Origin of the sequence: Halomonas sp. PBN3 (genome assembly GCF_000475415.1) — a bacterium.
Classification (GTDB): Bacteria; Pseudomonadota; Gammaproteobacteria; order Pseudomonadales; family Halomonadaceae; genus Halomonas; species Halomonas shengliensis.
Genome location: NZ_AXCA01000169.1, coordinates 1 through 25,188 on the forward strand (window position 1 = coordinate 1; position 25,188 = coordinate 25,188).

General features: G+C 69.0%; 20 protein-coding genes. 9 read left to right on the plus strand and 11 right to left on the minus strand.

What is annotated here, in order from left to right; genetic code table 11:
- On the minus strand, positions 1 to 326 hold a 326-nt coding region (locus Q673_RS0118525), incomplete at its 3' end, for an MFS transporter (RefSeq protein WP_031218366.1).
- A gap of 311 nt (positions 327 to 637) precedes the next feature.
- On the minus strand, positions 638 to 1,336 hold the full coding sequence (locus Q673_RS30270) for a murein L,D-transpeptidase catalytic domain family protein (protein WP_023006489.1): 699 nt from the start codon (positions 1,334 to 1,336) through the stop codon (positions 638 to 640).
- A 182-nt stretch (positions 1,337 to 1,518) separates the two neighbouring features.
- Between Q673_RS30270 and Q673_RS30275 the strand changes: the two genes are divergently transcribed.
- On the plus strand, positions 1,519 to 3,201 hold the full coding sequence (locus Q673_RS30275) for a L,D-transpeptidase family protein (RefSeq protein WP_023006490.1): 1,683 nt from the start codon (positions 1,519 to 1,521) through the stop codon (positions 3,199 to 3,201).
- Positions 3,202 to 3,219: 18 nt separating this feature from the next.
- Here Q673_RS30275 and Q673_RS30280 read toward each other — a convergent pair whose 3' ends face one another.
- The 3 genes from Q673_RS30280 to Q673_RS30290 form a co-directional block, all read right to left on the minus strand.
- Positions 3,220 to 5,067, minus strand: coding sequence for an ABC transporter ATP-binding protein (locus Q673_RS30280; RefSeq protein WP_023006491.1), 1,848 nt, complete (start codon positions 5,065 to 5,067; stop codon positions 3,220 to 3,222).
- 76 nt (positions 5,068 to 5,143) lie between these two features.
- Positions 5,144 to 6,922 carry a peptidoglycan DD-metalloendopeptidase family protein gene (locus tag Q673_RS30285; RefSeq protein ID WP_043525070.1) on the minus strand — a complete coding sequence of 593 codons (1,779 nt, stop codon included), beginning with the start codon at positions 6,920 to 6,922 and terminating at the stop codon, positions 5,144 to 5,146.
- A 410-nt stretch (positions 6,923 to 7,332) separates the two neighbouring features.
- Positions 7,333 to 8,187, minus strand: a complete 855-nt coding sequence (locus Q673_RS30290) for a pirin family protein (protein WP_023006493.1) — start codon at positions 8,185 to 8,187, stop codon at positions 7,333 to 7,335.
- 104 nt (positions 8,188 to 8,291) lie between these two features.
- Here Q673_RS30290 and Q673_RS30295 point away from each other — a divergent pair, with 104 nt between their 5' ends.
- The 5 genes from Q673_RS30295 to Q673_RS30315 all read left to right on the plus strand — a co-directional run bounded on the left by Q673_RS30295 (position 8,292) and on the right by Q673_RS30315 (position 15,815).
- Positions 8,292 to 9,206, plus strand: a complete 915-nt coding sequence (locus tag Q673_RS30295; RefSeq protein WP_023006494.1) for a LysR family transcriptional regulator — start codon at positions 8,292 to 8,294, stop codon at positions 9,204 to 9,206.
- Positions 9,207 to 9,299: 93 nt separating this feature from the next.
- Positions 9,300 to 10,307, plus strand: a complete 1,008-nt coding sequence (locus Q673_RS30300; protein ID WP_023006495.1) for a glutathione S-transferase family protein — start codon at positions 9,300 to 9,302, stop codon at positions 10,305 to 10,307.
- Between the two features lie 264 nt (positions 10,308 to 10,571).
- The gene (hslO, locus tag Q673_RS30305) at positions 10,572 to 11,447 is read left to right on the plus strand and encodes an Hsp33 family molecular chaperone HslO (protein ID WP_023006496.1); all 876 of its coding nucleotides are present in this window, start codon (positions 10,572 to 10,574) and stop codon (positions 11,445 to 11,447) included.
- Positions 11,448 to 11,742: 295 nt separating this feature from the next.
- A complete protein-coding gene (locus tag Q673_RS30310) occupies positions 11,743 to 13,296 on the plus strand; it encodes a phosphoenolpyruvate carboxykinase (RefSeq protein WP_023006497.1) in 1,554 nt (517 codons plus the stop codon).
- Between the two features lie 155 nt (positions 13,297 to 13,451).
- A complete protein-coding gene (locus Q673_RS30315; protein WP_023006498.1) occupies positions 13,452 to 15,815 on the plus strand; it encodes a Tex family protein in 2,364 nt (787 codons plus the stop codon).
- 52 nt (positions 15,816 to 15,867) lie between these two features.
- Here Q673_RS30315 and Q673_RS30320 read toward each other — a convergent pair whose 3' ends face one another.
- A complete protein-coding gene (locus Q673_RS30320) occupies positions 15,868 to 17,043 on the minus strand; it encodes an RNA-guided endonuclease InsQ/TnpB family protein (protein WP_023006499.1) in 1,176 nt (391 codons plus the stop codon).
- Between the two features lie 175 nt (positions 17,044 to 17,218).
- On the opposite strand from Q673_RS30320, the gene gshA reads away from it, so the two are divergent.
- The 3 genes from gshA to Q673_RS30335 are packed head-to-tail and all read left to right on the plus strand — an operon-like array spanning position 17,219 to position 20,279.
- Entirely contained in the window at positions 17,219 to 18,883 is a 1,665-nt protein-coding gene (gene gshA, locus Q673_RS30325) for a glutamate--cysteine ligase (protein ID WP_023006500.1), read from the plus strand.
- Complete coding sequence (locus Q673_RS30330) at positions 18,880 to 19,392, plus strand: disulfide bond formation protein B (protein ID WP_023006501.1); 513 nt, start codon at positions 18,880 to 18,882, stop codon at positions 19,390 to 19,392. The genes gshA and Q673_RS30330 overlap by 4 nt, the downstream gene beginning before the upstream one ends.
- Positions 19,393 to 19,412: 20 nt before the next feature.
- Entirely contained in the window at positions 19,413 to 20,279 is an 867-nt protein-coding gene (locus tag Q673_RS30335; RefSeq protein ID WP_023006502.1) for an alpha/beta hydrolase, read from the plus strand.
- 286 nt (positions 20,280 to 20,565) lie between these two features.
- Here the strand turns inward: Q673_RS30335 and Q673_RS30340 are convergent, their stop codons facing one another.
- The 5 genes from Q673_RS30340 to Q673_RS30360 all read right to left on the minus strand — a co-directional run bounded on the left by Q673_RS30340 (position 20,566) and on the right by Q673_RS30360 (position 25,184).
- Positions 20,566 to 21,246: an ABC transporter ATP-binding protein gene (locus tag Q673_RS30340; RefSeq protein WP_023006503.1), complete on the minus strand. Its 681-nt coding sequence runs from the start codon at positions 21,244 to 21,246 to the stop codon at positions 20,566 to 20,568.
- Position 21,247: 1 nt separating this feature from the next.
- Complete coding sequence (locus Q673_RS30345) at positions 21,248 to 21,991, minus strand: ABC transporter ATP-binding protein (protein WP_023006504.1); 744 nt, start codon at positions 21,989 to 21,991, stop codon at positions 21,248 to 21,250.
- The gene (locus tag Q673_RS30350; protein WP_023006505.1) at positions 21,984 to 23,003 is read right to left on the minus strand and encodes a branched-chain amino acid ABC transporter permease; all 1,020 of its coding nucleotides are present in this window, start codon (positions 23,001 to 23,003) and stop codon (positions 21,984 to 21,986) included. The genes Q673_RS30345 and Q673_RS30350 overlap by 8 nt, the downstream gene beginning before the upstream one ends.
- Entirely contained in the window at positions 22,996 to 23,916 is a 921-nt protein-coding gene (locus Q673_RS30355; RefSeq protein WP_023006506.1) for a branched-chain amino acid ABC transporter permease, read from the minus strand. The genes Q673_RS30350 and Q673_RS30355 overlap by 8 nt, the downstream gene beginning before the upstream one ends.
- Positions 23,917 to 24,125: 209 nt before the next feature.
- A complete protein-coding gene (locus Q673_RS30360; protein ID WP_081712045.1) occupies positions 24,126 to 25,184 on the minus strand; it encodes an ABC transporter substrate-binding protein in 1,059 nt (352 codons plus the stop codon).
- Positions 25,185 to 25,188 lie beyond the last annotated feature (4 nt).

A 25,188-nucleotide genomic window follows, 5' to 3' on the forward strand; every position in this document is an offset into this window, starting at 1 on the left:
AAGCTGTCGGCCAGGCCGATGCCCATCACCGGCAGCGAGCCCAGGCACAGCAGCCAGGTATAGGCGCGACGGGGACCGATCTTGTCGCAGAGTACGCCGATCACCAGGCGCACGAGGATGGTGATGGCCACGGAGGCGATGATGGTGTTGCCGATCTGGGTCTTGGTCAGCCCCAGGTCGTCGCGTACCACCGCCATCAACGGGGCGATGCCGAACCAGCCGAAGAAGCAGATATGGAAGGCGAACCAGGAGAAGTGGAAGGCGCGCATCTGGGGGGTGCTGAAGTTCAACAGGCGGATTCTGTTGGCCTTGTTGTGGATTTCCATGGGGGTACCTCGTCGAATGACGTTCGAACACACGATCTCTTGGGCCTTCGCCGTTGAAGGTCGGGTCCGACGCACTCGTACCCCAGGGGCCTGGTCCACGTCAGGGTCTCACTGTCTCCTTACATGCATAAGCATTGCCATATTGAGGAAATTTTTTAATTTACATGATGTTGCATTGATTCATGTGGGAGGGGGAGCGCTCATTGAGGACGAGGTTTGCTGCATCGCCGCTCACCGCAGTGGCGGCATGCCCTGCCTTGGTGCCCGATGCCGGACGACCAGGGACGATGGGGCCGCCCCGGCCTTGACGGTCAGCGCTGCAGGGCCAGGTGTCGGCCGTCGCGGGGGCAGCGCAGGAAGGCCGAGTCGGCCAGCCATTCGGGATCGGGATAGTAGGTGAACAGGTACTGGCTCTCCTTGATGCTGTCGATCAGCGGCACCGCGATCTCCTCGCGGACCGCCGGGCAGCCGTGACTGCGCCCCAGCCTGCCGGTGCGCTCGATGAAGGACTCGCTGACGTAGTCGGCGCCGTGCATGACGATGGCGCGCTGGAAGGCCTTGTCGTTGACGCCGGGCTCGAGGCCCTCCAGGCGCAGCGAGTAGCCGTTGCTGCCCTCGTAGCTGTTGAGGGTGCGGAACAGGCCGATGCTCGACTGGTGGCTGTTCGGCACGTTGGAGAACTCGCTGGCCAGGGCATCGCCGGAGCCCTGGCCGTGGGAGACCAGTTCGCGGAACATCAGCCGGTCGTGGACCAGGTCGAACACCCACAGCCGCTGCTCGGTGGAGGGCAGCGAGAAGTCGATCACCGCCAGCCGCTCGGCGCCGGGATCGGCGCAGGAGAGGGCCTGGGCCGCCAGGCGCAGGACCTGCGGGTCGGCGGTGGGAGCGAGGTCCGTCAGGCGGTTCGAAAGCGGGGAGGGCGGCGCGAGCGGCGTCACCGCCCGGGCGAGGAAGTCCCGCGCCGAGGCGGGAATGGCCAGCAGCAGGGCGGCGGCCAGCAGCGGAGCCATCAGGCTCCTTGAGCGTGGCAAGGACATACGGCGTCTCATGTGGTGAGGTGGGGTGGTCATCTGTCGGTGCTCGGGGCCTCGCGTGTCGGTCATGGCCGGGCGCCATGTCGCCGGTTTGTCGTATTATGAACAAGGCGGTCAGGGAGACCAGTCTCATCAGTCGAGTGCCAGGAGGCCACATCATGCGAGTCGCGAACGTCCTACCCCGAGAGCTGCGGCGCAGTGGCATGGTCTTGCTGCTGGCCTGTTGGCCGGCCGCGGCGAGTGCCGAGGCCCCGGCCGCTCCTGTCGATGGGGGCGCCCCGGCGGACGAGCCGGCCGCGGTGGTCGCCCCGTCCCCGCTGGGCGAGCGCCTCGAGGCGGCCTCGCCGCGACTGGCGCGCTTCTACGCGCTGCAGGGCGGCGCGCCAGTCTGGCAAGATCGCGCGGCGGTGGCCACCCTGATCGCGCTGCTCGAGGCCCTCGAGGACGACGGGCTCGATCCCGGCGACTATCGCCCCGAGCGGCTGGCGCGGGAGGCCGAGACCGCGCTCGTTCCGGCGGCCTCGGAGGCCGCCCGGGCGCGCTTCGACCTGGACGCCAGCCGCGCCCTGCTCGACGCCCTGACCCAGCTGCAGCGCGGGCGCCTCGATCCTCGCGACGTCTATCCCGACTGGGAGATTCCGGTGGCCCCGCCGCGCCTGGATCTGGTCGGCATCGTGCGGGCCCTCCAGGCCGGTGACGCGGAGGCGGTGCTGGCCCTGGCACGCCCCGAGGGCGAGACCTACGCCGGGCTGCGCCAGGCGCTGACGCGCTATCGCCATATCGCCCGCCTGGGCGGCTGGCCGACCCTGCCGGCGCGCCAGACGCCGCTGCGGCCCGGCGACGTCGACGAGGACGTGGCGCTGCTGCGCCGCCGCCTGGCGATGATCGGCGAGCTCGAGGTGATGGCCGCCGACGTGACGCACTATCTCCCGAGCCTTCCCGACATCGCCCTCGAGGCGCCGGCCCAGAACCGCTTCGATGACACCCTGGCGGCCGCGGTGAGGCGTTTCCAGCGCCGGCACATGCTGGCCGAGGACGGCGTGATCGGCCCGCGCACCCGGGCGGCGCTCAACGTGCCGGCCCGGGTGCGCATCGAGACCCTGCGCGCCAATCTGGAGCGGGCCCGCTGGCTCTCCGGCGAGCGCCCCGAGTGGCGGCTGGAGGTCGACCTGGCTGGCCAGCGGCTCGACTATCATCGCCCGAACGGCGAGCGCTGGGGCACGCGGGTCATCGTCGGCCAGCCCGACCGCGCCTCGCCGGTGCTGCGCTCCGAGATCACCTATCTGACCCTGAACCCCACCTGGACGGTGCCGCCGACCATCATGCGCGAGGACGTGCTGCCCCGGGTTCGGCGCGACCTCGGTTACCTGAGCGAGCACGACATGGAGGCGATCGACCCGCAGGGCCGCCGCCTGGACCCCGAGGCCGTCGACTGGCAGCAGCCTGGCGCGGTGATGCTGCGCCAGCGCGCCGGCCCGCGCAACCCGCTCGGCCGGCTGGTGCTGCGCTTCCCCAACGACCATCTGGTCTACCTGCACGATACCCCGGCCCGGGGGCTCTTCCAGCGCCCGCAACGGGCGCTGAGCTCCGGCTGCATCCGCGTGGAGAACGTCGACGAGCTGACCCGGCTGCTGATCGACGACAGCGGCTCGCCCATCGCCCTGGAGCGCCGGCTGGCCGGCGGCGCGACCGACAACGTCTCGCTGGCCAGGCCGGTGCCGCTGGCGCTGCACTACTGGACCGCCGAGGGCGAGGCGGGCGGCCTGGCGAGTTTCCGGCCGGACGTCTACGACCGCGACCCGGCGCTGATGGCCGCCCTGGCCGACGCCCCGGCCAGCTGACGGCGTCTGCCGTCAGCGCTACTCGTAGCCCTTGGCCTGCAGCCGGAACAGCCTGGCATAGCGGCCATTGGCGGCCATCAGGCTCGCGTGGTCGCCCTGCTCGAGGATCTCGCCGCCGTCGATGACCAGGATCTGGTCGGCGGCGCGCACCGTGGAGAAGCGGTGGGAGATCAGGATGGTCATCTTGTCGTGGCTGTGCTCGCGGAAGTCGGCGAAGACCGCCGCCTCGGCGGCGGCGTCCATGGCCGCGGTGGGCTCGTCGAGCACCAGGATGTCGGCGCTCTCGCGCATGTAGGCCCGGGAGAGGGCGATCTTCTGCCACTGGCCGCCGGAGAGCTCCTGGCCCCCCTTGAACCAGCGTCCCAGCTGGGTGTGGAAGCCCTCGGGCATCTCGGCGATGAAGTCGTCGGCCAGGCCGCGTCGCGCCGCCTCCTGCCAGCGCGCCTCGTCCTCGAAGGCCGCCACATCGCCGGCGCCCAGATTCTCGCCCACCTTAAGCTGGTAGCGCACGAAGTCCTGGAAAATCACCCCGATGCGCCGCCGCAGGGCCCGGATGTCCCACTCGGCGAGGTCGCTGCCGTCGAGCAGGATGCGCCCCTCGCTCGGGGCGTAGAGGCGGGTGAGCAGCTTGATCAGGGTGGTCTTGCCCGAGCCGTTGGCGCCCACCAGGGCCAGGCTCTGGCCCGGGCGGAGGTGCAGCGAGATGCCCGTGAGCGCGGGGCGCTCGGCGCCGGGGTAGGTGAAGCCGACGTTCTCGAAGCGGATGCCGTCGCCGGGGTGGGCGCCCGCCGTCAGCGAGCCGGCGTCGGGGGGAGTGGGCTGCTCCAGGTACTCGTAGAGGTTGGAGAGGTAGAGGTTGTCCTCGTACATGCCGCCGATCGCGGTGAGGCTCGCCGAGAGTGCTCCCTGGCCCTGCCGGAACACCATCAGGTACATGGTCATCTCGCCCAGGGTCAGGCGCCCGGTGACGGTCTCCGCCACCACCCAGGCGTAGGCCAGGTAGAAGGCGAGGGTGCCCAGCAGGCCGAGGGCGAAGCCCCACCCCTCGCGGCGCAGGGTCAGGCGGCGATCCTCGGCGTAGAGGGTGTCGAAGATGCGCCGGTAGCGGTCGAGCAGCAGCGGCTCCAGGCCGAACAGCTTGACCTCCTTGATGCTGTCCTCCCGGGCCAGCACCGTCTCCAGGTACATCTGCATGCGGGTCTGGGGCGAGCGCCAGCGGAACAGCCGGAAGGCATCGCCGGAGAACTTGGCCTCGGAGAGGAACACCGGCAGCGCGCCCGCCACCAGCAGCAGCGGCGCCCAGGGCGAGAACTGCACCAGCAGCACCCCGAAGCTGGCCAGCGAGATGGCGTTCTGGGCCAGGCCGAAGGTCTTGTTGACCAGCCCCAGCGGGCGCACCGAGGCCTCGCGACGGGCCCGGGTGAGCTTGTCGTAGAACTCCGAGTCCTCGAACTGGGCCAGGCTTAGGGTGCCGGTCTTCTCGAGGATCATCACGTTGACCTTCTGCCCCAGCAGGGCGCGCAGCAGCGACTGCTGGGCGGAGAGGGCGCGCTGGGCCAGGGCGATGGTGGCGACCACCGCGGCCTCGGCCAGCACGTAGCGCAGCACCGACCACCAGGCGACCTGGCCGGTCTCGGCATGGCGTTCCATGGCGGCGACCACGGCGTCGACGATCAGCTGGCCGAGCCAGGCCGCCACCGCCGGCAGCACCCCGGCCACCAGGGTGGCCACGGCGAGCCCGATGGTAAGGGAGCGCGAGGTCTGCCACACCAGCGCCAGGGCGCGGCGGCTGTAGCGGAAGACGCCGAGGAAGGCGGCGAGGCGGTTCTCGGGGGGCGGCGCGGGGCGGGGCGAGCGAGAGGACACGGTGGCTCCTGTCAGATGCAAGGCGCCCCGCACGAGGGCGGGGCGCAGGCGGGGCGGGCGGTGGAGGCGACGGCGATCAGCCCTCGTCGCCCTCCGCGGCGTCCTCGGACTCGCCGCCGGTGCTGGCCACCACCGGGCCGGTCTCGCCGGAGCGCAGGGTGGCGAGCAAGGGCTCGGCCTCGCGCTGGAAGGCCACCAGCCGATCGCCGGTCAGGCTCCTGTTCTCGGGCAGCTTGACCTTCATGGCGTCGACCTGGTTGTTGTTGACCAGCACCTCGTAGTGCAAGTGGGGGCCGGTGCTGCGGCCGGTGTTGCCCGACAGGGCGATGCGCTGCCCCATGGTGACCCGCTCGCCGGGGCTGACCAGCGGCTTGGAGAGGTGCAGGTAGCGGGTGCGGTAGCCGTTGTCGTGGCGGATCACCACGTAGCGGCCGGCGGCGAAGTGGTTGCTGACCTTCTCCACCACGCCATCGGAGGGGGAGGTGACCGGGGTGCCGATGGGCATGGCGAAGTCGGTGCCCTTGTGGGGGCTTATGCGGCCGGTGACCGGGTGCTTGCGGCGCGGGTTGAAGTTGGAGCTCAGCCGGTAGCGACCCTCGAAGGGGTAGCGGGCGAAGGCGGGATCGAGGCTCTCGCCCTCCGGGGTGTAGAAGTTGTTGTCGGCGCTGTTGCGCACCAGGGTCAGGTCGGTGCGCTCGCCCTGGTACTGAACGGCGAGGATGCGCGGGTCGAAGCTCTCGCCGTCGACCACGTCGGACTCGACCAGCACCTGGAAACGATCGCCGCGACGGGTGTCGCGGCGGAAGTCGAGTTTCTTGCCCAGCACGTGGGTCAGGCGCGAGACCTCGGTGCTGGAGAGGCCGGTGGCCTGGGCCGAGCGGGCGAAGCTGCCGCTGACGCTGCCGGCGAAGAGGCGCTGGGCGGCCTCGCCGGTGCGCTCGATGACCGCCACCTCGAAGCCGTCGGCCTCGCCCTCGCCGCGCTCGGCGACGAAGCCGCTGCGGGCGTCGCGCATCAGGCGCAGGGAGAGCAGCTTGCCGTCCTCGTCGAGCTGGTAGTCGAAGCGAGTGCCGACCCGCCAGCGGGTGAGGACGTTCTTGTCGGGCAGCTGCTCGAGCAGGGCCATCACCTCGCTGTAGCCGAGGCCCAGGCGCTCCTGGGCCATCACCGCGAAGGTGTCGCCGCGCTGGACGGTGTAGGTCTCCCACTCCGGCACATAGGGCTCGGTGGCGGCGATCTCCTCCTCGAGGATGATCGGGCCATCCTCGAACAGGCTGAGCTCCTCCTCGGGGATCTCCTCGTAGGAGGTGGCGTCGGCCAGCAGGCTGCCGTCGTGGTCGAGCATGCCGGCGCCGATGGTGCCGATCACGGTAGCGATATGGATGGCGCCCTGGTCAAGCGCGACCGCGCTCGGCTCGTTCACCCGGCCGGCCGCGGCGATGGCCGTCTCGCTGAGCCTGTGGTCCTTGGCCACCTCGAGGTCGCCGGCGGTGGTTGCCGGGCGGGCCAGCAGCGGCGGCACCGCCGCGGCGTCGGCCTCCGCGACCAGGTCGAGGTCGATCACCTCGCTGGGCTTCAGCTGGGAGAGCGGCACGTGGCGGCGGGTCGCCTCCAGGGCCTGGTTGGCGAGGTCGATGGCCTCGCCAACCTGGTGACGCTGGAGGTTCAGCGAGGGCAGGCCGGGAGAGGCGTCGGCATCGAGGGGGACGATGACGGTGTCCAGCGCGCGGGACTCCCGCTGGACATCCTGGTAGGTGGTGACGATCTTCTGTGCGCCCAGCACGGTGACCATGGTGGCAACCGGTAACAGCAATAGCTTGTGCGTGCGGGGCAGCGAATGGAGGATTCGCAGCATGGGTAATGGCCAGTGAATAGAGGTAAAGGTGACAAAAAGGCCTCTGAACCATAACCCATGGTGGGGGTATTGCCTAGGCTGTATGCATGCACAGGCGTAGGCCCCGGCGCCATGACAGCACCAGAGCGGTGAGATGCCGAGTTCTCAGTGAACACTGTTTGCTAATTATTCATTGGACCGAATCCGCCCGGGTTTTGCAACCCGGGCGGTGGTCAACCCAGGGCTATCGCAGATAGCCTGGCTGCTCGATAGCTCGGGGCTGATCTGGCGATAAGCCTACGAGGAGGCGCTGTAAATACCTCCCTGTACGCTACCTCGGCCGTCCCTGGTCCTCGGACCTCCTCTTCGGCTTATCCCCAGCGCCCCTTGGTTCGGTAACTGCGATAGCCCTGGTGGTCAACCGACCTGGCTCAGGCGGTGCCGCTTGTGAAGGTGCCGTCGCGGTAGTCGCGCAGCGCCTGCTGAAGCTCCGCCTGGGTGTTCATCACGAAGGGGCCATAGTGGGCAATGGGCTCGCCATGGGGGACTCCCGCCAGTAGCAGCGCCTCGGCGCCCTTGCTGCTCGACAGCATCAGGCGCTCTCCCTCGCCCAGCCGGGCCAGGTGGCCGGCACCGACGCGCGTCTCGCCGATGGCCAGCTCGCCGCCGAAGACATAGACCAGCAGGGTCGGGGCGTCCTGAGCCAGGGTGAGGCGTGCGCCCGTCGCGAGGCTCAGATGGGCCACCGCGCCGTCGCCCGCCAGGGCCTCCAGCGGGCCCTCGACGCCCTCGCCGCTCGCCAGTCGCCAGCGGCCGCCCAGGGCCACCAGCCAGCTGTCGCCCTCGACGAGCCGCGGCATCTCGCTGCCGCGCACATCGCGATAGGTCGGCGCGCTCATCTTGTCGCGGGCCGGCAGGTTGAGCCACAGCTGGAAGGCGTGCAGCCCCTGGTGGTCGGTCAACGGCATCTCGGAGTGCACGATGCCGCGCCCGGTATGCATCCACTGGGCGTCGCCCGCGCGGATGGTGCTGGCATGCCCGAGGTGGTCCTCGTGGGTGAGGCCGCCGTGGATCACGTAGGTGAGGGTCTGCATGCCACGGTGCGGGTGGGGTGGGAAGCCGCCGATGTAGTCGTCGGGGCGCTCGGATCCCAGCTCGTCGAGCATCAGGAAGGGATCGAGGCCGCCGCCGAAGTCGTGGATCCGCTTGATCTTGACGCCGTCGCCATCCTGGCTGGGTTGGCTGGGCTGCAGGTGTTCGACCAGGCGCAGGGCAGGGGTGGTCATGACGCTCTCCTCGCGGTGACGCAGTGATATTTGCCTGGCATTCTAGGCCGATTTTTTCGAAGATTAAGCGCATAGTTTTGCTTGGTTCATTCGAGGAGTTCGAAATGTCGCGAGTCACCCTGGCGCAGTGGCAGATGCTGGCGGCGGTGGTCGATCATGGCGGTTTCGCCCGTGCCGCCGAGGCCATCCACAAGAGCCCCTCCACCCTCAATCACGCGGTGCACAAGCTCGAGGAGCAGCTGGGGGTGCGGGTGCTCGAGCCCGCGGGGCGCCAGGTGCGCCTGACCGAGGCGGGCGAGATGCTGTTGCGCCGCGCGCGCCAGCTGATCGAGAGCGCCGAGGCGCTGGAGGATGTCGCCGGCAGCCTGGCCGAGGGGCTGGAGGCCGAGGTGGTGTTGGCGGTGGACCAGGTGTTCCCGTCGGATGCCCTGGCACGGGCGTTGGCCACCTTCTCGGCGGCCTTCCCCCATGTGCGTGTCCAGCTTCACGAAACGGTGCTCAACGGTGGCATCGAGATGCTCTATGACGGCAGCGCCGACCTGGTGATCTCCGGGCTTGCCGCCCAGGGCTTCCTCGGCGAGCCGCTGGTGACGGTGCGCTTCGTCGCCGTGGCCCACCCCGATCACCCGCTGCATGCCCTGGGCAGGACCCTGGACCTGCGCGACCTGGTGCAGCATCGCCAGCTGGTGGTGCGCGACTCGGCCCAGCGCCAGTCACTCGACTCTGGCTGGCTCAAGGCGGAGCAGCGCTGGACCGTGAGCCACCTGGAGACCTCCATCGACATGGTGAAGCGCGGCCTGGGCTTCGCCTGGCTGCCGGAGACCCGCCTCGGCGAGGCGCTCGAGGCAGGGCGGCTTGCGCCGCTGCCCCTCGCCGCCGGCGGAATCCGCGAGATCCCCGTGCAGCTGATCCATCGCGACCGTGACCGCGCCGGGCCTGCCACCCGGGCCATGGCCGAGGCCCTGACCACGGAGGCGATGCGCTGCCTCGACGCTGTGCCATTCGAAACTATCGAATAGAAGCACTCATTATCTGCGCTGATACGTCGACGATATCGCCTTACCCTTGGGGCAATCTTCAATGACGGGGAGGCGACTCCCGAGGAGCATGACATGGGCCTTCTGATCGACGGCGTCTGGCACGACCAGTGGTACGACACCGACAAGCATGGCGGCGAGTTCGTGCGCGAATCCGCCAAGCTGCGCGACTGGGTCACCCCCGACGGCGCACCGGGTCCCGATGGCCAGCCGGGCCTGCCGGCCGAGGCAGGGCGCTACCACCTCTATGTCTCCCTGGCCTGTCCCTGGGCACACCGGGTGATGATCCTGCGCAAGCTTAAGGGGCTGGAGTCGCTGATCGGCCTCTCCCACGTCAGCCCGTTGATGCTCGACCAGGGCTGGACCTACCACGAGGACGAGGGCTCCAGCGGCGATCCGGTCAACGGCGTGACCTACCACCGCGAGCTCTACACCCTCACCGACCCGCACTACACCGGCCGGGTCACGGTGCCGGCGCTGTGGGACCGGCAGGAGGGTCGCATCGTCAACAACGAGTCCGCCGAGCTGCTGCGCATGCTCAATGGGGCCTTCGATGGCCTCACCGGCAACCGCCTGGACTTCTATCCCGAGGACCTGCGCGCGACCATCGATGCGGTCAATGCTGACGTCTACGACCACATCAACAACGGCGTCTACAAGTCGGGCTTCGCCACCGACCAGCGGGTTTACGAGAAGCATGTGGTGGCGCTGTTCGAGGCGCTGGACCGCATGGAGGCGCGCCTGGCCGAGCACCGCTACCTGGCCGGCGAGTGGCTCACCGAGGCGGATATCCGGCTCTTCACCACCCTGGTGCGCTTCGACGCCGTCTACCACGGCCACTTCAAGTGCAACCTGCGTCGCATAGAGGACTACCCCAACCTCTCGAACTATCTGCGCGAGCTCTACCAGTGGCCGGGCGTGAAGGAGACGGTGGACTTCGACCATATCAAGCGCCACTACTACTACAGCCACGACACCATCAATCCCACCCGGATCGTGCCCCACGGCCCGCTGCTGGAACTGGAACGCCCCCACGACCGCGAGCGCCTGCCGGGACAGGGAATAAGGGGCAATGCTCCCTAGTGAAGCGAGAAGCGCCGGGGGCAGGCCGTAGAGGAGGTCCTACGCCAGGGGTGAGGAGCACTGCTCCGAACGGGCTGGCCATGGATGGTCAGCACCGGCCCTGCAAGCGGAGCAGGACGCGAGAGCGAAGCAGGGCGTCGGTAGCTTCCAGGGAGGGATTTACAGCGCCTCTTCGACGGTCCGGCGCTCCGGGGCCTGCCGCCGGAAAAGCTTCGAACGTTTTTTGCTAGAATGCGCCCAACTTCCCGACCCGATACGAGACCCATGACCGACCAGATCCAGCGCTTCCTGTTCGACAACACCAACGTGCGCGGTGAGCTCGTCACCCTGGAGCAGGCCTACGCCGAGGTGCTCGACCGCCACGACTACCCGGCGCCGGTCAACCGGCTGCTGGGCGAGCTGGTGGCCGCGGTGGCGCTGCTCACCGATACCGTCAAGCTCGACGGCACCCTGAGCCTGGAGGTGCGCGGCAGCGGCCCCCTGGCGCTGCTGATGGCCGAGTCCAACCCGGGCGGCGAGCTGCGTGCCATCGCCCGCCTCGCCGAGGACGCCGAGATGCCCGCCGACGATGCCGGCTTCCGTGAGCTGCTCGGTGACGGTCAGATCATGATCACCCTGGACCCCCGCGAGGGGCATCGCTACCAGGGCATCGTCGCCCTCGACCAGGAGAGCCTGGCGGCCTGCCTGGCCGCCTACTTCGCCCAGTCCGAGCAGTTGCCGACCCGGCTGTGGCTGGCCGCCGACGGCCAGCGTGCCGGGGGCCTGCTGCTCCAGCGCATGCCCGATGAGTCGCAGAACCAGGATGTCGACGCCTGGGAGCGCACCCTGCACCTGGCCGACACCGTCAAGGCCGAGGAGCTCACCGGCCTGGCCCCCGAGGAGCTGCTGCACCGCCTCTACCACGAAGAGACGGTGCGAGTCTTCGCGCCCAAGCCGCTGCGCTTCGGCTGCACCTGTTCCCGGGAGCGTATCGCCGGTGCCCTGGTGACCCTGGGGGCCGAGGAGCTGCGCGACGTGGTGGCGGAGCAGGGCGGCATCGAGACCCAGTGCCACTTCTGCCACAGCCGCTACGCCTTCAGTGCCGAGGAGGTCGAGGCGCTGCTCGCCGAGTCCAGCACGCCGACGCCCACCCTGCACTGAGGCCGTGCGTGAAGGCGTCGTGCCCGGCGCCCGCCCGGCTGTCGCCGCCGATATTGCGCTGCACAAGAGCATCGGCGGCGAAATCCTTTCATGTTGTAGAAAAACTACATGAATTTCGCCTAAAAATGGCGTTTCCCGCCCCGGCCCTTTTTGCCATAATGGCGCCGTTTTCAGGCGCGACCCCCCACAGAAGACGGCCCACCGTCCGCCCGGTCGCTATCCCTCCCCCGGCTTTTCCGCGTCTTCGGCGACGCCAGGCACACGAGAGAATCGGCCCTCCGGCCCAGGAATCGACATGACCACACCCCAAGCTTCTCACGCCCACGTCAATCTCAGCAGCGCCGAACTGATCGAGCGGGCGGTGACCCGCGGCGAAGGCCGCCTGTCCGCCAACGGCGCCCTGGTGGTGAGCACCGGCGTGCGTACCGGCCGCTCGCCCAAGGATCGCTACATCGTCGACGAGCCGTCCACCAGCGACAAGATCGACTGGGGCAGCGTCAACCGTCCCTTCGACGCCGAGAAGTTCGACGCCCTGTGGGCGCGGGTCGAGGACTACCTGCTGGGCAAGGAGCACTTCGTCTCCGAGCTGCACGTGGGCAGCGACCCGATCCACTACCTGCCGGTGCGGGTGGCCACCGAGACCGCCTGGCAGAACCTCTTCGGGCGGACCATGTTCGTGCGCCCCGAGGCCTTCAACCCCTCCACCAAGGAGGAGTGGACCATCCTCAACGCCGCCGACTTCGAGTGCGACCCGGCCCGCGACGGCACCAACTCCGACGGCACCGTGATCATCCACTTCGCCCAGAAGAAAGTGCTGATCGCCGGCATGCGCTACGCCGGCGAGATGAAGAAGGCGATGTTCTCGGTGCAGAACTTCCTGCTGCCCGAGTCTGACGTGCTGCCGATGCACTGCTCCGCCAACGTCGGCGAGGATGGCGAGACCTGCCTGTTCTTCGGCCTCTCCGGTACCGGTAAGACCACCCTCTCCGCCGACCCCGGTCGCTACCTGATCGGCGACGACGAGCATGGCTGGGGCCCGGGCACCGTGTTCAACATGGAGGGGGGCTGCTACGCCAAGTGCATCGACCTCTCCGAGAAGAACGAGCCGGTGATCTGGAACGCCATCAAGTTCGGCACCGTGCTGGAGAACGTGGTCCTCGATGACCGCCGCGAGCCGGACTACGCCGACGACAGCCTGACCCAGAACTCCCGCGCCGCCTATCCGCTGGAGCATGTCGAGAAGCGCGTGCCGGAGAATCGCGCCGGCGAGCCCAACGCCATCGTCTTCCTGACCTGCGACATGAGTGGCGTGCTGCCGCCGGTGTCGGTGCTCACCAAGGAGGCCGCGGCCTACCACTTCCTCTCCGGCTACACCGCCAAGGTGGGTTCCACCGAGATGGGCTCCTCCGAGGGGCTGGCCGCCACCTTCTCCACCTGCTTCGGTGCCCCCTTCTTCCCGCGCCCGGCCCGCGAGTACGCCGACCTGCTGATCAAGCGCGTGGTCGAGAAGGACGCCCAGGTCTACCTGGTCAATACCGGCTGGACCGGCGGCGCCTACGGCGAGGGCGGAGCGCGATTCTCCATCCCCACCACCCGCGCCATCATCAGCGCCATCCAGACCGGGGTGCTGCGTGACGTCGAGACCAAGCGCATCGACGGCCTCAACCTCGACGTGCCCACCGCGGTCCCGGGGGTCGACTCCAGCCTGCTCGACCCGCGCGAGACCTGGGAGGACAAGGACGCCTACGACCGCCAGCGCCAGGAGCTGGCCGCCAAGTTCGTCGACAACTTCAAGAAGTTCGACGGCGTCAGCGAGGCGATCGTCCAGGCGGGCCCCAGCCTGACCTGATGGTCGGCCGCCGCCGGCGGCATTGGTGACCCCCAGCAGCCCCACGCGCCCCAGGCCGTGGGGCTGCTGCTTTTCACGGACGTCAAGCCTGCCGCGGGTGGGGCGCTTGTGATACCTTGTCGCGATCGATTTTCGAGCATCAGTGAAGGGGTTACATGGACGCCACCAACCGCATCATCACGCGCCTCGCCGAGGAGCTCGCCGTACGCCCGCCGCAGGTCACGGCCACGGTGGAGCTGCTCGACGGCGGGGCGACCGTGCCCTTCATCGCCCGCTACCGCAAGGAGGTCACCGGCGGGCTCGATGACACCCAGCTGCGTCAGCTCCATGAGCGCCTGGGCTACCTGCGTGAGCTGGAGGAGCGTCGCGTGGCGGTGCTGGCCGCCATCGACGAGCAGGGCAAGCTCAGCGACGAGCTGGCCGGGCTGATCCAGGCCGCCGATACCAAGCAGCGCCTGGAGGACCTCTACCTCCCCTACAAGAAGAAGCGTCGCACCAAGGCCCAGATCGCCCGGGAGGCGGGGCTCGAGCCGCTGGCCGAGGCGCTGCTGGCCGACCCCACCCTGAAGCCCGAGGCCGAGGCGGCCAGCTATCTTCGTCCCGCAGAAGGCGACATCCCCGCGGTGGAGGACGCCAAGGCGGCGCTGGACGGCGCCCGCCAGATCTTGATGGAGCGCTTCGCCGAGGACGCCGAGCTGGTCGGCCGCCTGCGCGAACGGCTGTGGCAGGAGGGCGAGCTCAGCGCCCGCGTGATCCCCGGCAAGGAGCGCGAGGGGGCCAAGTTCTCCGACTACTTCGAGCACGACGAGGCGCTGGCCAAGGCCCCCTCGCACCGGGCGCTGGCGATGTTCCGTGGCCGCAACGAGGGCGTGCTGACCCTGGCCATCCGCCTGCCGGGCGAAGAGGAGGCGCCGACCCACCCTTGCCAGGTGGCCATCGCCCGCCACTTCAACATTCACGACGAGGGGCGCGCCGCCGACGGGTGGCTGCGCGACGTGGTGCGCTGGACCTGGCGGGTCAAGCTCTATACCCACCTCGAGACCGAGCTGCTGGGCCGCCTGCGCGAGCGCGCCGAGCAGGAGGCGATCGAGGTCTTCGCCGCCAACCTCAAGGACCTGCTGCTGGCCGCCCCGGCGGGGCAGAAAGCGACGCTTGCCATCGACCCGGGCCTGCGTACCGGCTGCAAGGTCGCGGTGGTGGATGCCACCGGCCAGTTCCTGGCCCACACCACCATCTACCCCCATGCGCCGCGCAACGCCTGGGACGCCTCCCTGGCCGAGCTGGCCAGGCTGGTGGAGGCGCACGACGTGGCGCTGGTCGCCGTGGGCAACGGCACGGCGAGCCGCGAGACCGACCGCCTGGCCGGCGACCTGGTGAAACTTTTCGCCGGTAAACGCTCGCTGGCCAAGGTGATGGTCAGCGAGGCGGGGGCCTCGGTCTACTCCGCCTCCGAGTACGCCGCCCGGGAACTGCCCGACCTCGACGTCACCATCCGTGGCGCCGTCTCCATCGCCCGGCGCCTGCAGGACCCGCTCGCCGAGCTGGTCAAGATCGAGCCCAAGTCCATCGGCGTGGGCCAGTACCAGCATGACGTCTCCCAGGTGCAGCTGTCGCGAAGCCTCGAGGCGGTGATCGAGGACTGCGTCAACGCCGTGGGGGTGGACCTCAATACCGCGTCAAGCGCCTTGCTCTCCCGGGTGGCGGGCCTCTCGCCAGCGCTGGCCGACGCCATCGTCGCCCGGCGCAACGCCGAGGGTGCCTTCGCCAGCCGCAGGCAGCTGCTCGATGTCAGCCGCCTGGGGCCCAAGACCTTCGAGCAGTGCGCGGGCTTCCTGCGCATCATGAACGGCGACAACCCGCTAGACGCCAGTGCCGTGCACCCCGAGGCCTACCCGCTGGTGGAGCGTATCGCCGAGAGGAGCGGGCGTCCGCTGTCCAGCCTGATCGGCGACAGCGCCACCCTCAAGGCGGTGAAGCCCGCCGACTTCGCCGACGAGCGCTTCGGCGTGCCCACGGTCACCGACATCCTCGCCGAGCTGGACAAGCCCGGCCGTGACCCGCGCCCCGAGTTCAAGGCCGCCGAGTTCCGCGAGGGGGTCGAGACCCTCAAGGACCTGGAGCCCGGCATGGTGCTGGAGGGCAGCGTCACCAACGTCACCCACTTCGGCGCCTTCGTGGACATCGGCGTCCACCAGGACGGCCTGGTGCATATCTCGGCGCTCTCCGACCGCTTCGTCGAGGATCCACGCTCGGTGGTCAAGGCCGGCGATATCGTCAGGGTGAAGGTGATGAGCGTCGACCTGGAGCGTGCGCGCATCGGCCTCTCCATGCGCCTCGACGACCAGCCGGAGGAGGAGGGCGACAAGCCCCGGCGGCGTCGGGAAGGCAATGGCGGCGAGCGCCAGGCCCGCGGCGGCAAGCCGGCGCGCCGGGGCGGCGGGCGCGGCAACGATGCCGGCCACGGCGGGCAGATGGGCGCCCTGGGGGCGGCCCTGCTCAAGGCCAAGCAGAAACGGTGACTGCTCCCCGCCCTAAGCGCTGACGCGCCACACGGGCGAGGCTTCCCACTTCTCAGGCAGCAGCCGGCGACATGCCGGACTTACGCAAGCCTCCATGGGCAGAGACGGACAGCCCTTCCGCCTTCAACTGGATAATGCCTTGGTGCTTGATGTTCAACGCCGCGTTAATGTCCCGGTCGTGCTGTGTGTGGCAGGTTGGGCACTCCCACGACCGGATGCTTAGTGCCATTTCATCTACCTTGTACTGGCATGCGTGGCAGGTCTTGGAGCTGGCAAACCACGGGTCGATCTTGACCAGATGTTTGCCCTGCTCCTTGGCCTTGTAGTGCAGTTTCACGGTCAAGGCATGCCAGGACGCATCGCCGATGTGCTTGGCGAGGCGGGCGTTCTTCATCATGTTGCGAACCTTCAGCGTCTCGACGATCACCACTTGGTTGTCGTCAACGATCTGTCGAGAGAGCTTGTGCTGGAAGTCGTGGCGGGCATTGGCCAGCCGTTCGTGGGCCTTGGCCACGAGCAGCCTGGCTTTCGCCCGATTGGCGCTGCCTTTCTTGGTGCGGGACAACGCCTGTTGCTTACGCTTGAGGTTCTGCTGCGCTTGCTTGAGGAAGCGCGGATTGGCGGTCTTGCGGCCGTTGGAGTCAATGGTCAGATGCGACAACCCCACGTCGAGGCCGATCACCTTGCTGCCCTCGACGGATTGGATCGGCTCTGGAGCGGCCTGCTCGATGTCAAAGAGCAGCGAGGCGTAGTGCTTGCCAGTGACCGTGCGGGTCAGGGTGATGCTTTTCAGTCTCCCCTCGACCTTGCGATGCACCTTGGCCTTGATTGGCCCGAGCTTGGGCACCTTGATCCAACCGTCGCCGACCTTGACCCCGACGCAGTGATAGCTGGACTGCTTGCCCCGCTTGCTTTTGAAGCGCGGGTAACCGGCCTTCTGCTTGGGGTCGAAGAAGCGCTGGAAGGCTTGGTCAAGATTGATGCACGACTGCTGGAGAGCCATGGAGTCCGCGTCTTTCAGCCAGCCATACTGGCGGGACTTCTTAGCCACCGGTAGCAGTTTCTTGATGTCGTGTTTGGCGTTCAGTGACTGGCCATGGCGCTTGTAGCGATGGGACATGATACGAAGGCCGGTATTATAGACGAAACGCACCGAGCCGAACTGGCGGTTCAGAAACGCTGCCTGTTCGGTGGTGGGGTAGATGCGTATCTTCGCGGCCTTCAGCATGGGAAGTCATCAAAAACTGGATGCATGAACAGTGTATGCCGCCGTGCCCAATGGCGCAAACTCAGCAGTGCTATCGCACTGCACGGTTACCTCCCTGCCCGAGTGGGCGAGGGTTTACGCGGATAATTGCTGATATAATCAGCCCTTTCACGGGCGCCGCCAGGGCGCCCGTCCCATGATCAGCGAGGCGCGCCGCCTCGGCGCCGTTACCACCAGCAGGGGTGTCATCTTGTCCGACTCATTCGCTACCCTCATCGAGCGCCTGGCCGGCCCTGCCCGCCGGGGAGAGTTCAGCCGACTGCGGCGCGGCCTCGAGAAGGAGGGGCTGCGCGTCGACCGCGACGGTCGCGTGGCCCAGACGCCGCATCCCCGGACGCTGGGTTCGAAGCTGACCCACCCGCATATCACCACCGACTACTCCGAGGCGCTGCTGGAGTTCATCACGCCGGTCACCTGTCGGCCCGAAGACGCCCTGGAATTCCTCGGCGACCTGCACCGCTTCAGCTATCGCCAGCTGGGTGACGAGCTGATCTGGCCGGCCAGCATGCCGGCGCGCCTCGACGGCAACGACAGCATCCCCATCGCCGACTACGGCCCCTCCAACGTGGGCACCATGAAGCGGGTCTATCGGCAGGGGCTGGATGTGCGCTACGGGCGCATCATGCAGGCGATCGCCGGGGTGCACTACAACGTCTCGCTGCCCGACGACCTCTGGACGCTGCTGCGCGGGATCGATGGCGCCGAGGCCACGCCCCTCGACGACTACCGCTCCGCCCGCTACTTCGGCCTGATCCGCAACTTCCGTCGTCACAGCTGGCTGCTGCTCTACCTGTTCGGCGCTTCGCCGGCCATCGACCGCAGCTTCCTGCCCGACGGCGAGATCCCCGACAAGCTCGAGCCCCACGGCGAGCAGACCCTGGTCTCGCGCTACGCCACCAGCCTGCGCATGTCGGATCTCGGCTACCAGAACAAGGTGCAGGAGCAGCTCAAGATCTGCTTCAACTCGCTCTCCAACTACGTGAACACCCTGCGTCACGCCATCTCCACGCCCTGGCCCGCCTACGAGGCGCTGGGCGTGCGCGAGGGCGATGAGTGGCGCCAGCTCAACGCCAACATCCTGCAGATCGAGAACGAGTACTACAGCGACATCCGTCCCAAGCGGGTCGCGCGCCACGACGAGACCCCCAGCCAGGCGCTGGAGGCGCGCGGGGTGGAGTACATCGAGGTGCGCTGCCTCGACCTCGACCCCCTCGCCACCCTGGGCGTGGACGAGACCCAGATCCGCTTCCTCGACACCTTCGTGATGTGGTGCCTGCTGGCCGAGAGCCCCTGGATCCCCGATGCGGAGTGCGACACCCTGGACGACAACCGCCGCCGGGTGGTGGAGCGCGGCCGCGACCCGGCGCTGCGCCTGTGCCGCCATGGCGAGCCGGTGAGCGTGGCCGGCTGGGGCGAGGAGATCCTCGGCGAGATGGCCCGGGTGGCCGAGCTGCTCGACGCCCTGGAGGAGGGCAGCCCCCATGCCGAGGCGGTGGCCGCCATGGCGCCGCGTCTGGCCGATCCCTCGCTCACCCCCTCTGGCCGCCTGCTGGCGCGCCTGGAGGAAACCGGCGAGGAGTTCAGCGAGGCGATGCTGGCGATCGCCCGGGAGCAGGCCGCACGGTTGCGCGAGGAGCCCCTCGACCCGGCCCGCGCCGCCCTCTTCGACGAGCTGGTGGGCACCTCCCACGACCAGCAGGCGCAGATCGAGGCCGGTGACCGCGTTCCCTTCGCCGACTTCCTCGCCGACTACTTCGCCCGGGCCCGCGAGACGCGCATCGCCGACGGGGTGAGCCGATGAGCGCCCTGGCCCGCCTCTCCGTGCGTCAGTGGAGCCTCGCCGGGCTCGCCTTCTGCGTGCTGATGATGGCCGTGGCCCTGGGCCTCGAGCATCTCGTCGGCCTCGAGCCCTGCCCGCTGTGCATCTTCCAGCGGGTGGCGGTGATCGCGGCCGGCGTGGTGTTCGCCGTGGCGGCGATCCACAACCCTGCCGGTCGCCTCGGCGCGACCCTCTACGGCCTGCTGGGCCTGGTCGCGGTGGGCGGCGGCATCGGCGTGGCGGGCCGCCACCTCTGGTTGCAGTCGCTGCCTGCCGACGAGGTGCCCAGCTGTGGCCCCGGCCTCGACTACATGCTGGAGGTCCTGCCCTTGCAGCAGGTGGTGGACATGGTGCTCTCCGGCTCCGGCGAGTGTGCCGAGATCGACTTCCTGTTCCTCGGCGTCTCGCTGCCGGGCTGGACCCTGGTGGGCTTCCTGGTGCTGGCCCTGGCGCCGCTGGGCCTGCTGCTCTCGGCCTTCCGCGAGCGCTGACCGCACAGGGGGCCGTGGCCATGCTCTACCGCGACTTCGCCACCCAGGAGGCGATCGACGCCGCCTACGACCCCATGATCGGACGCGACCCGGCGGCGCTGGTGGCCGACTGGCGCGCCCGCAGCGCCGCCGCCCGTGCCCGCCATCGGGTGTCGCTGGACGTGCCCTACGGGCCGACGCTCGCCGAGTGCCTCGACCTCTACCACGCCGAGGGCAGGGGAGCGGGAAGCGGCCAGGGCGCGCCACTGCACCTCTTCTTCCATGGCGGCTACTGGCGCTCGCTGGGCCACCGGGAATTCGGCTTCCTGGTCGATGACCTGGTGGCAAGCGGCATCGGCGTGGCGGTGGTCAATTACGCGCTCTGTCCCAAGGTGCGCTTCGCCGAGATCGTGCGCCAGGCCCGCGCCGCCCTGGCCTGGGCCTACCGCCATGCCGAGGGCCTCGGCTATGACCCGGCGCAGCTCAGCGTCTCGGGTCACTCCGCCGGCGGGCACCTGTGTGCCATGCTGCTGGCCACCGACTGGCAGGGCGACTACGGCCTGCCGGCGGATCCGATACGTGGTGCGTTGTGCGTCAGCGGCCTCTATGACCTCGGGCCCTTCCCCTGGTCCTGGCTGCAGCCCAAGCTCAGGCTCGACGGCCGCGACGTGGCCGAGTTCAGCCCCGCCTTCCTGCCCTGCCGTAGCATGGCCAGGGTCAGCCTGGTGGCGGGCGGCAAGGAGTCCGGCGAGTTCGCCCGCCAGATGGCCGACTACGCCGCCCACCTGGCCGAGCAGGCTGTCGAGGTCGAACAGGCCCTGCTGCCCGGCGACGACCACTTCTCGATCCTCGAGCACTACCTCGATGGCGGGCGCCTGGCTGCGACGGTCAAGGGTTTCCATGCCTGAGGGGCGACTTCCATCGCCGATAAATCAGGCTCCCACGGTGCGGGCTGCCACTTAGAGGTTAGAGGGGGCTGCCATGGAAGCTTCCATGTGGGAGCAGAATTTATTCGCGATGAAGGTGGCACCAAAATCGCCGATAAATCGGGCTCCCACGGTGCGGGTAGCCACTTAGAGGGGGCTGCCATGGAAGGTTGCTTGTGGGAGCAGAATTTATTCGCGATGAAGGTGGCACCAAAATCGCCGATAAATCGAGCTCCCACAAGGCGGGTCTCCTTTGGGCCAGTTGGTTTCACACCCCCAGATAGCGGTCGCGCAACGACTCGCTGAGCGCCCCCGGTGCTCCCGTCCAGGCGCTGCGGCCCTTCTCCAGCAGCACGCAGCGGTCGGCCAGGGGCAGCAGCTCCGAGAGGCTCTTGTCGACGATCAGGATCGCCTGGCCCTGGGCCTTGAGGCGGCGGATCGCCTGCCAGATCTCCTGGCGGATCACCGGCGCCAGCCCCTCGGTGGCCTCGTCGAGCACCAGCAGGCGCGGGTTGGTCATCAGCGCCCGGCCGATGGCCAGCATCTGCTGTTCACCGCCGGAGAGGGTGGCCGCGGCCTGGCGGTCGCGCTCGCCCAGGCGCGGGAAGAGCGCCTCCACCGCCGCGAGGGTCCACTCGCCGGGCCGGGCCGCCACCAGCAGGTTCTCGCGCACCGTCAGGTTGGGGAAGCAGCGCCGCCCCTCGGGCACCAGCCCCAGCCCCAGGCGGGCGATGCGGTGGGGCGGAAGGCGCCTCAGCTCGCGCCCCGCGAAGGTGATGCGCCCCGCCCGCGGCGGCGTCAGCCCGAAGATCGAGCGGATGGTGGTGGTCTTGCCCATGCCGTTGCGCCCCATCAGCGCCACCAGCTCGCCGGCGCCCACCTCCAGGTCGACGCCGAACAGCGCCTGGGAGGGGCCATAGCAGGTCTCGATGGCTTCCACCTTAAGCATCTCAGTCTCCCAGATAGGCGTCGCGAACCTGCGGGTCGCGGCGGATGGTGTCGCCGTCGCCGTGGGCGATGACGCGCCCGGCCACCAGCACCGAGATGCGCTCGGCCAGGCGGAACACCGCCTCCATGTCGTGCTCGATCAGCAGGATCGGCACCTCCGCCTTGAGGCGCTCCAGCAGCTTGGTGAGGTGCGCCGAGCCCTCGGGGCCGAGCCCCGCCATGGGCTCGTCGAGCAGCAGCACCCGGGGCCTGAGGGCCAGGGCGCAGGCCACCTCCAGGGCGCGGCGCTCGCCGTGGGAGAGCTCGGCCACCGGTGTGGCGGCGCGGTGGCCGAGCCCCATGCGCTCGAGCGCCGCCATGGCCGGCTCGACCAGCCGCGGGTCCCGCGCCACCGGCTTCCAGAAGCGGAAGCTGTGGCCGGCCAGGGCCTGGACCCCGATCATCACGTTGCGGATCGCCGACAGCGGCTCGGCCAGCGACGACACCTGGAAGCTGCGTCCCAGGCCGCGGCGGGCGCGGGCGGCGACGCTCTCGCCGGTGACGTCGACGCCGCCGAGCAGGACGCGGCCGGCATCGGGCCTGAGGCCGCCGGCGATCTGGGCGATCAGCGTCGACTTGCCGGCGCCGTTGGGGCCGATCAGGGCGTGGATCTCGCCGGGCCTCAGGGTCAGCGAGACATCGTCGGTGGCCGCCAGGGCGCCGAAGCGCTTGTGGAGCCCCTCCAGGGCCAGCACCGCTTCAGGCATGGGGCTCCCTCCCCGCCAGCCAGCCCATCACGCCCTGGCGGGCGAAGAGCACCACCCCGAGCAGCGTGAGGCCCAGGAACAGCTGCCAGTACTCGGTAAGCCCGCCCAGCAGGGTCTCCATGCCGATATACAGCGCCGCCCCGACCAGGGGCCCGTAGAGGCGCCCCACGCCGCCGAGGATCACGATCACCATCAGCTCGCCGGAGAGGTGCCAGCTGAGCATGCTGGGGCTCACGAAGCCGTTGAGGTCGGCGTAGAGGGCGCCGGCCAGCCCGGTGATCATCGCCGAGATGACGAAGGCCACCAGGCGTATGGGGGTGGGGCTGATGCCGGCGGTGGCCAGGCGGGTGTCGTTGAGGCGTGCCATGGTGAGTGCCGCGCCGAAGCGCGAGCCCATCAGCCGCGAGGTGAGCGCCATGGAAATCACCAGGCCGGCGAAGCAGAGCAGGAAGAAGGTCAGTGGGTCCTGGGTATCGAGCCCCGGCAGCCGGTTGCGGATATAGATCGGCAGGCCATCCTGGCCGCCGTAGGTGGGCCAGGAGTTGGCGAAGTAATAGACCATCTGGGCGAAGGCCAGGGTGATCATGATGAAGTAGACCCCGGAGGTGCGCAGCGATACCGCACCGATGGCCAGCGCCAGCAGGCCGCAGGCGAGCATGGCGATGGGCCACAACACCAGTAGGTTGTCGCTGCCCGGGAGGCTTCCCAGGAAGGGCGTCATGTCGAAGGCGTGGAAGGCGCCGATGCCGGCCACGTAGCCACCCAGGCCGAAGTAGGCGGCGTGGCCGAAGCTGATCATGCCGCCGTAGCCCAGCGCCAGATTGAGCCCCACCGCGGCCATGGCGATCAGCGTCAGCCGCGAGGCCAGCGTCACGTAGTAGGGGTGGCCGGCGAGGTCGGCGGCCACCGGCAGTACCAGCAACAGGGCGAGCAGCAGCAGCTGCACCAGGCCCTGGCGGTCGAGGCGGCGTGAGGGCCGACGAGTGGAGAGCGTGGGGGTCGAGTCAGTCATGGGCGGCGAAGAGTCCCCTGGGCTTGAAGGCGAGTATCACCGCCATGAGGATGTAGATCAGCATCGAGGCCAGGGCGGCGCCGACATCGGTGGCCTCCGCCGGGGGCAGCACGGCGCGGAAGGCCAGCGGCAGGAAGACCCGCCCCAGGGTGTCCACCACCCCCACCAGCACGGCGCCGAGCAGCGCCCCCTTGATGGAACCGATGCCGCCGATCACGATCACCACGAAGGCCAGGATCAGCACCGGTTCCCCCATGCCCACCTGCACCGACTGCAGCGCCCCCACCAGGGCGCCGGCGAGGCCGGCGAGCCCCGCCCCCAGGGCGAACACCGCGGTATAGAGCCGCGAGATGTCGATGCCCAGCGCGCCGATCATCTCGCGGTCGCTCTCCCCGGTGCGCACTCGCATGCCCAGGCGGGTGCGCGTGATCAGCCACCACAGCCCCACGGCCACCGCGATGCCCACGCCGATGATCACCAGCCGGTAGAGGGGGTAGCGCGCCCCGCCGGGCAGCGGCACATGGCCGGCCAGCCACCCGGGCGTGTTGAGCCACAGGGGCGAGGAACCGAACAGCCAGCGGGTGCCCTCGGAGAAGATCAGTATCAGCGCGAAGGTGGCCAGCACCTGGTCCAGGTGGGGGCGGTGGTAGAGGCGGCGGATCACCACCAGCTCCACCACCGCGCCCACCGCAGCGGCCCCCGACAGGCCCGCCGCGAGGCCGAGCAGGAAGGAGCCACTGGCGGCGGTGACCGCGGCGGTGAGGTAGGCCCCCACCATGTAGAAGGCGCCGTGGGCCAGGTTGATCAGCCCCATCACCCCGAACACCAGGGTCAGGCCGCTGGCCATCAGGAACAGCATGGTGCCCAGCTGCAGGCCGTTGATCAGTTGCTCGAGAAGCAGGGTAGCTGACAAGGGATCAGGTCCGTGGATGGTGAATGGTTAGGTGTGAGGTGTGAGGTGTGAGGTGTGAGGTGTGAGGTGTGAGGTGTGAGGTGTGAGGTGTGAGTGGTGTGGGGTGAGGCGTAAGGCGTGTGGCGTTACCCCTCACCAGCCGCACAGCGGCGCTTACCCCTCACCCCCTCACAAGCGAAGCGCTCACCCCTCACCAGCGCGAAGCGCGGTCACATCTTGCAGTCGGGGTAGTAGATGTCCTGGATATCCTCCACGGCGATGCCCAGCAGGCGGTTGGTGGGCTCGCCGTCCTCGCCCATGACCACCTCGCGCACGTAGACGTCCTGGATGGGGTGATGGTTGGGGCCGAAGCGGAACTCGCCGCGTACCGAGTCGAAGTCGGCCTCGCGCAGCGCCTCACGGAAGGCGTCCTGGTCATCGGGGTGGGCACTCTCCAGGGCGGCGAGGATCAGGTTGGCGGTGTCGAAGCCCTGGGCGGCGTAGAGGGTCGGCGTACGGCCATAGGCCTCGCGGAAGCTCTCCACGAAGGCGCGGTTGGTGGCGTTGTCGAGGTCGTGGGCCCACAGCGAGGTGTTGCGGGCCCCCACGGCGGCCTCGCCCACCGCCTTGATCAGCACCTCGTCGAAGGAGAAGGCGGCGCCGAACACCGGCAGCTCCACCCCCGAGCCGGCCCACTGCTTCATGAAGGAGATGCCCATGCCGCCGGGCAGGAAGAAGAACAGGCTGTCGGCGTCGCTGGCACGGATCTGGGCGATCTCGGCGGCGTAGTCGGTCTGGCCCAGCTGGGTGTAGAGCTCGCCGGCCACCTCGCCCTCGAAGAGATGCTTGAAGCCGGCCAGGGCGTCGGTGCCCGCCGGGTAGTTGGGGGCCAGGATGATCGGGTTCTGGTAGCCCTGCTCGCGCATCCAGGCGCCCATGGCGCCGTGGAGGTTGTCGTTCTGGTAGGCGACGTTGAAGTAGTTCTGGTGACACATCCGCCCGGCCAGGTCAGAGGGCCCGGCGTTGGGGGAGAGGTAGAAGGTCCCCTGGCGCACCACCGAGGGCACCACCGCCATGGCCAGGTTCGACCAGATGATGCCGGTCATGATGTCCACCTCGTCGCGCTGCAGGAACTCGCTGGCCAGGCTGCGCGCCAGGTCGGGCTTGCGGGCGTCGTCCTGCACCAGCACCTCGATGTCCTCGCGGCCGGACTGCTCGATGGCCAGAAGGAAGGCGTCGCGCACGTCGACCCCTAGCAGTCTGTCGGGTTTTCGATAACGCCGTGAGATACTC

Bases quoted from the DNA above. Each gene is read 5' to 3' on its own strand.
- Q673_RS30285 (WP_043525070.1), bottom strand. From the start codon at position 6,922: ATGCTGCGAATCCTCCATTCGCTGCCCCGCACGCACAAGCTATTGCTG.
- Q673_RS30295 (WP_023006494.1), top strand. From the start codon at position 8,292: ATGTCGCGAGTCACCCTGGCGCAGTGGCAGATGCTGGCGGCGGTGGTC.
- Q673_RS30290 (WP_023006493.1), bottom strand. From the start codon at position 8,187: ATGACCACCCCTGCCCTGCGCCTGGTCGAACACCTGCAGCCCAGCCAA.
- gshA (WP_023006500.1), top strand. From the start codon at position 17,219: ATGATCAGCGAGGCGCGCCGCCTCGGCGCCGTTACCACCAGCAGGGGT.
- hslO (WP_023006496.1), top strand. From the start codon at position 10,572: ATGACCGACCAGATCCAGCGCTTCCTGTTCGACAACACCAACGTGCGC.
- Q673_RS30320 (WP_023006499.1), bottom strand. From the start codon at position 17,043: ATGCTGAAGGCCGCGAAGATACGCATCTACCCCACCACCGAACAGGCA.
- Q673_RS30350 (WP_023006505.1), bottom strand. From the start codon at position 23,003: ATGACTGACTCGACCCCCACGCTCTCCACTCGTCGGCCCTCACGCCGC.
- Q673_RS30340 (WP_023006503.1), bottom strand. From the start codon at position 21,246: ATGCTTAAGGTGGAAGCCATCGAGACCTGCTATGGCCCCTCCCAGGCG.
- Q673_RS30330 (WP_023006501.1), top strand. From the start codon at position 18,880: ATGAGCGCCCTGGCCCGCCTCTCCGTGCGTCAGTGGAGCCTCGCCGGG.
- Q673_RS30335 (WP_023006502.1), top strand. From the start codon at position 19,413: ATGCTCTACCGCGACTTCGCCACCCAGGAGGCGATCGACGCCGCCTAC.
- Q673_RS30300 (WP_023006495.1), top strand. From the start codon at position 9,300: ATGGGCCTTCTGATCGACGGCGTCTGGCACGACCAGTGGTACGACACC.
- Q673_RS30310 (WP_023006497.1), top strand. From the start codon at position 11,743: ATGACCACACCCCAAGCTTCTCACGCCCACGTCAATCTCAGCAGCGCC.
- Q673_RS30270 (WP_023006489.1), bottom strand. From the start codon at position 1,336: ATGGCTCCGCTGCTGGCCGCCGCCCTGCTGCTGGCCATTCCCGCCTCG.
- Q673_RS30275 (WP_023006490.1), top strand. From the start codon at position 1,519: ATGCGAGTCGCGAACGTCCTACCCCGAGAGCTGCGGCGCAGTGGCATG.
- Q673_RS30345 (WP_023006504.1), bottom strand. From the start codon at position 21,991: ATGCCTGAAGCGGTGCTGGCCCTGGAGGGGCTCCACAAGCGCTTCGGC.
- Q673_RS30315 (WP_023006498.1), top strand. From the start codon at position 13,452: ATGGACGCCACCAACCGCATCATCACGCGCCTCGCCGAGGAGCTCGCC.